The 10,236-nt window shown below is 46.9% G+C and carries 10 protein-coding genes; 7 read left to right on the top strand and 3 right to left on the bottom strand.

Going from position 1 to position 10,236, the window contains the following annotated elements:
* Positions 1-436: 436 nt before the first annotated feature.
* The gene (locus ACFQZT_RS16960) at positions 437-3,112 is read right to left on the bottom strand and encodes a YhgE/Pip family protein (protein ID WP_379301900.1); all 2,676 of its coding nucleotides are present in this window, start codon (positions 3,110-3,112) and stop codon (positions 437-439) included.
* A gap of 1,037 nt (positions 3,113-4,149) precedes the next feature.
* On the opposite strand from ACFQZT_RS16960, the gene ACFQZT_RS16955 reads away from it, so the two are divergent.
* The 4 genes from ACFQZT_RS16955 to ACFQZT_RS16940 all read left to right on the top strand — a co-directional run bounded on the left by ACFQZT_RS16955 (position 4,150) and on the right by ACFQZT_RS16940 (position 6,331).
* Positions 4,150-4,518, top strand: a complete 369-nt coding sequence (locus tag ACFQZT_RS16955; RefSeq protein WP_379301898.1) for a VOC family protein — start codon at positions 4,150-4,152, stop codon at positions 4,516-4,518.
* A 51-nt stretch (positions 4,519-4,569) separates the two neighbouring features.
* The gene (locus tag ACFQZT_RS16950; RefSeq protein ID WP_379301896.1) at positions 4,570-4,992 is read left to right on the top strand and encodes an SRPBCC family protein; all 423 of its coding nucleotides are present in this window, start codon (positions 4,570-4,572) and stop codon (positions 4,990-4,992) included.
* 1 nt (position 4,993) lies between these two features.
* Positions 4,994-5,368: an ArsR/SmtB family transcription factor gene (locus ACFQZT_RS16945; protein ID WP_379301894.1), complete on the top strand. Its 375-nt coding sequence runs from the start codon at positions 4,994-4,996 to the stop codon at positions 5,366-5,368.
* A 174-nt stretch (positions 5,369-5,542) separates the two neighbouring features.
* Positions 5,543-6,331: an SDR family NAD(P)-dependent oxidoreductase gene (locus ACFQZT_RS16940; protein ID WP_379301892.1), complete on the top strand. Its 789-nt coding sequence runs from the start codon at positions 5,543-5,545 to the stop codon at positions 6,329-6,331.
* 70 nt (positions 6,332-6,401) lie between these two features.
* Here the strand turns inward: ACFQZT_RS16940 and catR are convergent, their stop codons facing one another.
* Positions 6,402-6,728: a catDE operon transcriptional regulator CatR gene (catR, locus tag ACFQZT_RS16935; protein WP_379301890.1), complete on the bottom strand. Its 327-nt coding sequence runs from the start codon at positions 6,726-6,728 to the stop codon at positions 6,402-6,404.
* 165 nt (positions 6,729-6,893) lie between these two features.
* Here catR and ACFQZT_RS16930 point away from each other — a divergent pair, with 165 nt between their 5' ends.
* Positions 6,894-7,661, top strand: a complete 768-nt coding sequence (locus ACFQZT_RS16930; protein WP_379301888.1) for a DODA-type extradiol aromatic ring-opening family dioxygenase — start codon at positions 6,894-6,896, stop codon at positions 7,659-7,661.
* A gap of 27 nt (positions 7,662-7,688) precedes the next feature.
* Entirely contained in the window at positions 7,689-8,054 is a 366-nt protein-coding gene (locus ACFQZT_RS16925) for a DoxX family protein (RefSeq protein ID WP_379301886.1), read from the top strand.
* A 70-nt stretch (positions 8,055-8,124) separates the two neighbouring features.
* On the opposite strand, the gene ACFQZT_RS16920 is transcribed toward ACFQZT_RS16925, so the two are convergent.
* Positions 8,125-8,577, bottom strand: coding sequence for a RidA family protein (locus tag ACFQZT_RS16920; protein WP_379301884.1), 453 nt, complete (start codon positions 8,575-8,577; stop codon positions 8,125-8,127).
* A gap of 205 nt (positions 8,578-8,782) precedes the next feature.
* Between ACFQZT_RS16920 and ACFQZT_RS16915 the strand changes: the two genes are divergently transcribed.
* Complete coding sequence (locus tag ACFQZT_RS16915; RefSeq protein ID WP_379301882.1) at positions 8,783-9,562, top strand: YheC/YheD family protein; 780 nt, start codon at positions 8,783-8,785, stop codon at positions 9,560-9,562.
* Positions 9,563-10,236 lie beyond the last annotated feature (674 nt).

Below are 10,236 nucleotides of genomic sequence, written 5' to 3'. Positions count from 1 at the left end.
CTTTTTTGTCTAAGGCAATTTCTTAGCATTAACAGGAATGTTTAGAGACACGACTGCAACATCCCCACATGTCTGTAACGATGAAAAATATCTCTCCAGCTTCGCTCAGCGTACAAAGCTGCTTTTTTTATCGTCTGTAAGCATTCAAAACATCGTTAGAGACGCGACTTCATTGCCCTTCGCCCTCTGTAACGATGAAAAACATCTCTTCAGCTGTGCACTTGCTGTTTGTTGTTGTACGCGTTGTAACTTTCATGGTGGCTAGCCCCTTAATCCGGATACATTTCGCTTCATTTCCTCAGCACATGCCTACAAACTGGATCCACGATCATAAATAAGCGGTTCAGTACGTTTGTCTCCATTTTTAAGCATGCCAATTCTGACGATTAAAAAAAGCTCACACCCTAAGGTGCAAGCTCCTGGAGCAGCGCTTATATTAAGAAATTAATTTGGTTTGCTTCGCTTTCTCAGCAACACGTTTGGTGTAGCCGCTGAGCGGCTTTTTCAACGCGAGGGCAACCAGATAGCAGATGCCGATAAAGATGCAGAGGAAGAGAATATCTTTGAGCACCACTGCCCATAGCATGCCGCCAACAGCTTCCCGCATCGCACTAACCGCATAAGTGAACGGCACAAACGGATTCAGCCGCTGGAAAAAGGGTGACGCCGTGCTGACCGGGAACGTCCCGCCCGAACTGGAGAATTGAAGTACGAGAAAGATAATAGCGATCCCCTTGCCGATGTTGCCAAACACCGAAACCAATGTGTAGGTAATCGTAATGAACACGATACTAATTAATATCGCGAACAAGATGAACCAGATTTTATCCACAACATAGGTTCCAAGCAGAAAAAGATCGCCTAGCGTTACGACTAACGCCTGGAAAAAACCAACGGTAAGAAAAATCATCATCCGGCCGAAATAAATATGGTGGGTTTTCAACATGCCGTCCGGGTTATCCACATCCACGCGCATAAGCGAGACGAGCAGCATGGCACCTACCCACAAGGATAACGTCGTATAGAATGGCGACATCGCGGACCCATAGTTGGGAATCGGGAATTTCTTATCTTCTTTTATCAATACGGGATTCGCGAGAAAATCGCTTTGCTTCTGGATGTCGTTCTGCAGCAGCTTGAGAATTTCTTCGATGCTGTTGCCGCCTTCTACACGGCGGATTTGATCTGCGGCTTTACGAACGGCCGCCTCGAATTCCGGAAGATCACTACGGACCAGGTTCGCGGCCAAATGGACGGCATCCTCCACTTGCGGAAACTTCGTCTGGTACAGGTCGGATACCCGCCGAATTTCATCCTCGGCAGCCGGCAAGTCGTTGCGCACAAAGTTCGCCGCATCATGTATCTTCTGCTCTACCTTCGGTAAATCGTTACGGACAAAAGGCGCCGCTTCATTGATGCCTTTCGTGAATTCATCCATTTTGGTTTGAATCGTTGTAGAGGCCTCATGCACTTTGGCCCGGATATTTGGCAAATCCTTCTGCAGCGCATCCAACTGAGCTTGCGCGAAATGAATACCCGCTTGTGCGTCGAGCAAAATCTGCTTGATGTTAGGCAGCTGCCCCTTAAGCGTCTGCAAAACACTTGCTGAGTTTTGAGCGATTGACTTGATCTGGCTCAATGCCTTCGTCATATTGGGGACAATTTCCGAGTCATAACGGGACAAAATGTCGCCTAACGCGCTGCTTGCTTGTTTGGACAGTGCATTTAAGTTATCTACAAGGTCTTTAGCAGGCTTTTCGCCGTTCTTGATGGCCGTCTGGATTTTGCTAATCGCTTGGATTTGGTTGTTGAAATTCGTTTTTATCTGCGTAAGTCGATTGATGTTATCAGTCAACGGACTGTTCGGCAAATAAGTATTCAGCCTTGTGAACAAGTCAATAGTCCGGTCGATGATAGCAACACCTGTGGATAACCGATCTGACAGTAAAGCCAATGCCGCGAGAGCCTTCTGCGGGTCGAGATTCGCATCCTGAAGCACCTGCGTAATTTGCGTGACCGCATCGGCCGTCTGCTGCAGCAGGATCAAATTTTGCTTGATGACGGGTATCATCGCCTGGAACGCGGCATCGTTGTTCTGTAGATAGTTGTAGAGCTGATCGGCGAAAGCTCCCCCTTGTTCGGCAATAGCCTCAACTTTCGGGAGGGCGTCCAAGGCGACAGTAACGACTTCGTCAGCTTTGCGCGAATTGTCGATGGCCGTGTTTAAAGCATCGGCAACCTTGTCAAAGTTCTGATCCAGCTCCGTAATGCGGTTAGCCGCCTGCTGAATTTCCGGCAGTTTCTGCTGAACGACGAGTACCTCTTGCGCCACAGCGGCAATCTTCGGCCAACGATCCTCGATCTTCAGAATCGTATCGCCTGCCTGATCGATTTCGGGGATTCTTTTCTCGAGTTCGACGATTTTCTGGCCTTTCTCCTTTATTTCAGGCAATTTCTGCTCAATCTCCAGCGCCTTGTTCCCCATATCGGTAATCTCAGGGAGACGCTGTTCCAGCTCAAAAATTTTCGTTTCCATGTTCCGAATCGTCGGCAATTCCTTCTCGAAGTCGATCCCGAGCGCCTTCATCCTTGTCAGGATCGAAGAACTGACCGTTTTGATAAAATTTTCGCTGATTTGCTGCGACACGCTGGAAGCGCCTTTACTCGTAATTTTCGGAGCGACCGCATTGATCTTCTCGTTAACCGTATAGAGAATCTCGGGCTTTTCCATGTTCCCATCGATAATGCTCGTGATCCTCTTGGAAAAATCCGCCGGAATAATTAAGCTCGCATAATAATCGCCCTGCTCAACGCCGCGAAGCGCTTCCTGCTCACCCACAAAAGTCCAGCCCAGCGAATGGTTGTTCTTTAGATTATCCACCACTTCGTTCCCGATATTGAACGTCTTATTTTCGACTGTCGCGCCTTGATCGTTGCTGGTTACCGCGATTTTAATGCCTGACGTATTGGCATAAGGATCCCACATAGCCTCCAGATTAATCCATGCATAAACGGATGGTAAAATAGCAAGCGCAATCATGAGTAAAAGACCTGTGGGCACCTTCCACAAGTTGATCAAATCGGTCTTATAAATGCTAAAAATCTTCTTCATTCCCCGTCCACCTGTTTCCACTCATTTGGTAGTTAATGTAACCTTGCTTCACGTTTACCATACAAAAGAAATCGTTAGCTGTCTATGGATATCTTACAGTAAATTATTCAGATGTGGATAACTTATTCTGTGGATATGTGTATAACAGAGTTGACAGCTTATGCACAGCCTGATCTGTGAACATGTTGATATTGTGGATAAGGATGTGGATATGTTAGTTGTGGCGGGGATGGCTGGTGGAATGAGGGGGGGATGGCTAGAAAGTGAGATGGGAATGAGGACGGCATAGTGGAGACATGAGAGAGGGGAATGTAGAAGAACATGAAGTGGAACTGAGGAAAAAGAGTGAGAAAGAGAAGGGTGAAAATGAGGGAGAGACAGCGGGTGAAAGATGAGGAAATACAGTTGATCCTTAGGTGGGCGGACAGGGATTAACGTTTATAGGAAGATGCAAGAGTCACAGGAGATGGGCAGACAGATAGATCGGTGCAAGTAAGAATAAAGTAAAAAAGAGTGAGAATGTAAGAAGATTCAAGGAAGAAGATTGCTTACTGACAAGAAAGGACAGCATGGAAATCGAAAGTGTACCTCTGCAATTTAAACTTACGGCAATCGATCAAAAGTACTCATTTGTAAATTCTTCTTACGGATCCGTAGCCTTGCGCGTTCATTTCATTGGATTTCATACAGTGTAATTAAGCAACAAAGAGCTCAGCACACACGCCATTGGATTTCATCCACTGTTTTGATCCATTTTATTGAAATAATTCCAATCAAAGTACCTTTTTAAGCTGGATTCCGTTGGACGAAATCCAACGTACAAAAACAAAAGCCATAGAACCTGGGCCCCCAGGCTCCATGCCTTATTCTTCAGCTGCGCGACCTGTCGTCAGTTGCCTAAAGCGGTAACATCTTCCACGCTCTTTTTCGGCCAAATAAGGCAGGAGAATTCTTCGGTTGACACGAAACCAAATGGTTTCGTATAATCATTTATGAAACCATTTGGTTTCGCATGAATTTAACTTACGGGAGGTTATATGAAAAGCGCAAATCCCTATATCGTCGTAAATGATTGTGAAGAAGCGATTCGGTATTACCAACAAATTTTGGGCGGCGAGATCAAGATTCTAAACAATCATGGAGGCAAAATCCTGCACGCTGAGCTTCACATTAACAGCAGCCTGATTCATTTTGCCGATTCTTATGGTCAAAATTACGCAGCTGGGCAAAATACAAAAATCATTCTTCAATTCGAAAGCGAAGAAGAAATTCGCAATGCTTTTGAAACTCTGCTCGCTGATGGCGATACAACGATTGATTTGCAGGATACATTTTTTGGGGCGCTGCATGGTCAAGTGACCGATAAATACGGGATCAGCTGGGTTATGAATTATTTCAGAACCTAGAGTCAACCACAACTAAACAACTAACAACTAAACCAACGGAGGTACCTTGTTATGGAAAATCAAACGAATACACTGCCGGCGGTCCGGCAAACTCTTGTTTTAAATGCACCGATTCAAAAAGTGTGGAGCGCTGTTGCGACTTCGGAAGGAATCGCCGCGTGGTTCATGCCGAACGATTTTAAGCCGGAAGCCGGTTATGAGTTTCACCTGGAAGCAGGGCCATTCGGCAAATCGCCTTGTAAAGTGACGGAAATCGACCCGCCGAATCGTCTTTCTTTCGCGTGGGGCAAAGACTGGACGTTGACGTTCCAATTGGTCGATCTCTCAGGTAAAACCGAGTTTACGCTGATTCATGACGGCTGGGATCCAAACAAAGTTACCGAATTCGGTCAACCTCACGCAGCAGTTCGCGAACACATGTCGCAGGGCTGGGTCGGGCTTGTGCAAAAGCTTGGCCAATACGTCGAGGCTTAAGATGGCTGAGCCTTCGCAAAAGCATGACGTTTTTCAAGCGATCGCCGATCCGACTCGTCGTCAGGTGCTGAAGCTGCTGGGCGAACAAGAAATGCCGGTCACAGTCATTAGCGGCCATTTTCCGATGAGCCGAACTGCGGTATCCAAGCACCTGCGCATTTTGGCCGATGCCGGTCTCGTCAAAGAAAGGAAAGTCGGTCGGGAAACGAGGTATCGACTGGACGCGGAACCGCTGATGGAACTCAAGCGATGGCTTGCCTATTATGAACGTTATTGGGAGAACAAATTGAACGCGCTCAAACGTTTCGTCGAGGAGGACGATGGTGTAGGCCCTTTTGCCGGGCTGGGACTGGTCTCTCCGGAGACGAAGGAATAATAGATATAATCACGATCGAATGCGGGTTGGAGCTATTTCCGACTCGCTTTTTTCATGTTCAGATTTCTTCCCCTCTTACACCTGCAAGTTGACTAAAGTTAATTTTCACACATGAATCCGTATGCTATTTTAGGAGGAGCGTTTCAATAAGAAGTCAAACACCGGGAAGGGTATATGATGATAAAAACAGCATTGATCACAGGGGCATCTTCTGGCATTGGGGAAGTATTCGCGAGGCGATTCGCCGAACAAGGATATCATGTCATTCTGGCAGCACGTTCAAAAGATAAGTTGGAGCGATTAGCGGCTGAGCTTGCCAAACAATACGGCGTTGAGGTGCACGTTATCCATATAGATTTAAGCGTTCCAAATGCGGCATCTGAAGTTTACAACCATACCGAGCGATTAGGAAAGCAGGTCGATATTTTAGTAAACAATGCCGGCATTGGGTTAAGCGGCGAATTTTTGAATCATGATCAAGAGGCATACCGGAAGCAGGTCATGTTGAATGCCGCTTCTGTTTTAGAGATGACGCATTTGTATTTGCCCGGCATGTTGGCCAAGGGCAGTGGAGTCATCATTAATACCGCTTCGTTGCTCGCGTTTTTTCCGTTTCCTTATTGCTCCGTTTATAGTGCTACCAAAGCTTTTGTCTTGTCCTTTACGGAGTCGATCCGGGAAGAGTATCGGCATCGCGGAATTCAAGTACTGGCTTTGTGTCCCGGGCCGACGGATACCAATTTTTTTCAATCCGCCAAAGATGTGGAGACAGCAAAAAAACGCACGCCGGAACAAGTCGTGGATACCGCGATGAAGGCCCTCAAACGCAACAAAAGCTACGTTATTGACGGCACAAACAATTACTTTACCGCTCTGCTCGGACGGATCCTGCCCAGGAAAACAGTAGTCCAACTATTTGGAGCGGCGATGAGAAAATCGATCGCTTCTAAAATAAGCAGGTAATCTGAAAGAAAGGTCAACCTCCCTTATCATGTCGATAAGTTGGTTGACCTCTTTTATGCGTAAAGCCGTATCATTCAGGAACCGGCAGCCATTCCGAAGACCACTTGGCAATCTCCACAAAAATGGGCGCGAGAGCCCGCCCCTTGTCGGTCAGGGAATATTCAATACGAACCGGACTTTCCGGGAACACTACCCTTCTGACAATCCCTTCTTGCTCCAGCTCCTTTAAACGTTCCGATAACACCTTGCCGCTCAAATTAGGCAGCGCATGGTCGATCTGGACAAAGCGCTGCGGACCCGACAGCAGTTGAAAAACGATGAGCGATGTCCATCGTTTGCTTAGAATTTCTACGGCTTTCTCAAAGCGCGGACACATTTGCGATTGCGATTGGTCCATGTTCATCACCTCAATATGTCCTCTTATTATAGCGTAAGATGCTGTCGAATAACAGTATTACGCAAAGTTAATTAATTACTTGACGGAATATGATATGCATTATATACTCGGTTACATAAAGTAACTAAATGATTTCAAGTAACAAATTAATGAGGAGTGATACCGATGATTTCACCAATATTTGTAGGACATGGCTCGCCTCTGATGGCGATTCAAGATACCGCCTGCACCGAGTTTCTTCTCGAATACGGCAAGAAACTGAAGCCAAAGGCCATCGTGATCTTTACGGCACACTGGGAAACCGAAGTGCTTACGATTTCCTCGACGGATGACGTTTATGAAACGATCTACGATTTCGGCGGATTTCCGAAGGAGCTTTATCAAATTAAGTATCCGGCCAAAGGCTCTACGGAATTGGCTCGCACCCTCGCCGACCGTTTCCAGGCAAAAGGAATTCCTGTGAATTTAGACGCAAAACGAGGACTCGATCACGGTTCATGGGTTCCGTTATCTCGGATGTTCCCGAATCCGGAATGTCCGGTCATTCAAATATCCGTGCATCCTTACCTGCCTCCGGCGGAGCAATACCGCATTGGAGAAGCTCTGCGCGGTCTCGATGAGGAAGACATTTTGATTGTTGGCAGCGGTGCGACGGTCCATAACTTGCGCGCGATCAACTGGAACGCCACCGAGCCGGAAGCTTGGGCTGTCGCCTTCGACGACTGGCTGGTCGCGAACATGCAAAAGCAGGATCTGGAGGCATTGTTCCACTATGACACGCTGGCGCCGAATGCGCGCATGGCCGTGCCGCGTCCGGAACATTTTATACCGCTTTATATCGCCATGGGCAGTGGAGACCCGGAGCGTCAAGCTCAAGTGATTCACCGCAGTTATGAAGTAGGATCGCTAAGCTACCTATCCATCGCTTTTTAATAAATATGTATTCGAGGTGTTTTGGAAATGAAATGGATTGTTCGTATTCTTCAAGGATTATTAGCTTTGGCTTATCTCATGTTCGGCTATTTGAAGCTTTCCGGCAATGAGCTGCAGGCTCATGAATTTACGCAAACCTACGGTTATAGCATTGGAGTCATGTATATCGTCGGTGCCATTGAAATTTTGGCAGCCATCGGGCTTCTTATCGGCTTCAAAAAGCCGCAAATCGCTTTCTACTCGGCAGGTATCCTCGTGCTGATCATGGCTGGCGCTGTAGCAACCCATTTGAAATCGGGCCAAGGGATGGGCGTAGCCGCGATGCCGCTGGTTCTGCTGATTTTGGCATTGATCGTAGTGCTGGGCCGTCGCCGTTCCGGGCGCACCGCATAATTTAAAAGGGCTTCTCCCTCATTACCTTAGTCGGGTAACGAGGCGAGAAGCCTTTTTTACTACATTTAACTCATACCTCAAAGATGGAATCCACGACAATCGGCAGATTGTCTCTTAATGTACTGGCACCAAGCACGGATCGGGCATGCTTGCCCTTTTCTCCGAAAACTTCCAGCATGAGATCCGAGAACCCATTCAACACCTTGTGCGGTTCCTCAAACGCCGGATCGGCATTGACGAAACCTTGGACTTTCACGACCCGCTTCACCTTATCCAAGCTGCCGAGCGCTTCCTTTACTACAGCAAGCACCTCAATGCCAGCCGATCGCGCGAATTGATAACCCTCATCCGTCGTAAAATGCTGACCTAACTTCCCTATCGGCTTCCCGGATGGCCCCTTTCCGGAAATAAACAAAAGCCCGCCCACTATTGCGTAGTTCGCATATTTCGCCGCCGGTTCGCTTGCCACAGGAAGTGCAATCCCCAGTTGTGCCAATCTAAGTTCGATGGATTCTTCGCTCATAAGTTTGCCTCCTTATGCACTAAGGTAAATTTTACCTATCGTAACACTGCGGCATTTTCATGTAAATATTTTTTATGACATAGTCAGAAGTATTAAGAAAGAGGTACCGATATTATCATTTGCTAAGTCCGCTGACGCCGTGCACATTCCAATATCGGGGTTATACACTATGAAGAACCTACCAATTCGAAAAGGAATGGATATCATGCCTGATAACCCCCTCGCGAGGCTGACAAAATGGAGGCTACATCGTTTTTATGCCCAAAACCCCGGCATTGCGCCCTATTTGCCGCCAACCGCATTTTTAACGCCTCAATCGTTGCAACGTTTTATGAGCAAGTATTCAACGGTTTATGTGAAGGCGAGCACGCAACATACAGGGAAAGGAATCGTAAAGGCCTGGAAAGTTAACAAGGGCTTTCGTTTTGTCAAAGTGCGCGGCAGAGCGAGCTTCGCCGCCTCCATACCCGATTTGTACCGCCAAATCAGACAATCGAACCCCAAGCAGTCGTTTATCGTTCAAAAAGAAATCGATCTTGCGCTTGTCCAAGGCAGACCTTTTGACATCCGGGTGATGATGATGCGTGACGCAGAACGCAAGTGGCAATATGCCGGGATGGTCGCAAAGGTGGCCGGTCAAGGCAGTGTCGTGTCCAATGTACAACGTGGCGGCGGTTATGCAACAACAGTCGATCATGCTCTTAGTCAATCGCTGGGATCTAACACTGCCCGCATCAATCGCATAAAAAAGGAACTCGTACAGCTGAGTCACAGCATTATGAAACACTCGGAGAAATACCCGTTTTTCTCCTTCCAATGCGGTATCGATTTGGCCGTGGATAAAAAAGGGAAGGTTTGGATCATTGAAGTGAATCTGCATAATCCTTCTCACGGTTTGTTTAACAAACTGAGCGACAAGACGTTTTTCAAAAGAGTTGGAAGGCTTTACAGATCCTACCGTTCGAAAAACAAACGTATAATCTAAAGACTGGGCATTATCACGGTTCTTTATAAACAAAGAAAGACCCCAAGGATTAGCCTGGGGTCTCTCATGCCTTCTCAATTTACATACAAGTCCTCTGGTAGCCATACGAAAAGGACAAGACAACGAAACCTGCCCGATGGCCAGGTCCTTATCTAATGTCGTCCGTTTGGGAACGAACTTGTCTTTGTCAATCAGCCATCTTCTCGTCTGTAAAGATGAAAAATATCGTTATAGACACAATTCAAACATCCCTGCATGTCTATTACGATGATAGACATCTTTCCAGCTTCGCTCAGCGTACAAAACTTCTTTTTTTCTCGTCTGCAAGTATACAAAACATCGTTAGAGACACGAACTCATTTCCCCTCGCCTCCTGTAACGATGAAAAACACCTTTCCAGCTGTGCACTTGCTGTTTGTTGCTGTACCCTTTTCAACTTTCCTGGTGGTTAGACCCTTATTCCCGGTACATTTCCCCTTCACTTTCATAGGTCTGACTCGATTTTCAACGAAAAACCGCAGCGCCTAAGAGTCAGCGTTCTATTCGTTCTGCTTTTTCCGATATGCCTCATTATACTCTTCGATAATGTTTCCTCCAACTGCTATACCTTGTCACCATTGGTCGTATACAAAAGTCTAATAATCGCTGTTGACTCCGACCTTAGGGTGGACTCT

Origin of the sequence: Paenibacillus sp. GCM10027628 (assembly GCF_042676385.1) — a bacterium.
Lineage (GTDB): Bacteria > Bacillota > Bacilli > Paenibacillales > NBRC-103111 > Paenibacillus_E.
Note: the sequence above shows the minus strand (reverse complement) of the source record. Positions and strands in the feature narration are given on the sequence as shown.

Bases quoted from the DNA above. Each gene is read 5' to 3' on its own strand.
- ACFQZT_RS16960 (WP_379301900.1), bottom strand. From the start codon at position 3,112: ATGAAGAAGATTTTTAGCATTTATAAGACCGATTTGATCAACTTGTGG.
- ACFQZT_RS16955 (WP_379301898.1), top strand. From the start codon at position 4,150: ATGAAAAGCGCAAATCCCTATATCGTCGTAAATGATTGTGAAGAAGCG.
- ACFQZT_RS16950 (WP_379301896.1), top strand. From the start codon at position 4,570: ATGGAAAATCAAACGAATACACTGCCGGCGGTCCGGCAAACTCTTGTT.
- ACFQZT_RS16945 (WP_379301894.1), top strand. From the start codon at position 4,994: ATGGCTGAGCCTTCGCAAAAGCATGACGTTTTTCAAGCGATCGCCGAT.
- ACFQZT_RS16940 (WP_379301892.1), top strand. From the start codon at position 5,543: ATGATGATAAAAACAGCATTGATCACAGGGGCATCTTCTGGCATTGGG.
- catR (WP_379301890.1), bottom strand. From the start codon at position 6,728: ATGGACCAATCGCAATCGCAAATGTGTCCGCGCTTTGAGAAAGCCGTA.
- ACFQZT_RS16930 (WP_379301888.1), top strand. From the start codon at position 6,894: ATGATTTCACCAATATTTGTAGGACATGGCTCGCCTCTGATGGCGATT.
- ACFQZT_RS16925 (WP_379301886.1), top strand. From the start codon at position 7,689: ATGAAATGGATTGTTCGTATTCTTCAAGGATTATTAGCTTTGGCTTAT.
- ACFQZT_RS16920 (WP_379301884.1), bottom strand. From the start codon at position 8,577: ATGAGCGAAGAATCCATCGAACTTAGATTGGCACAACTGGGGATTGCA.
- ACFQZT_RS16915 (WP_379301882.1), top strand. From the start codon at position 8,783: ATGCCTGATAACCCCCTCGCGAGGCTGACAAAATGGAGGCTACATCGT.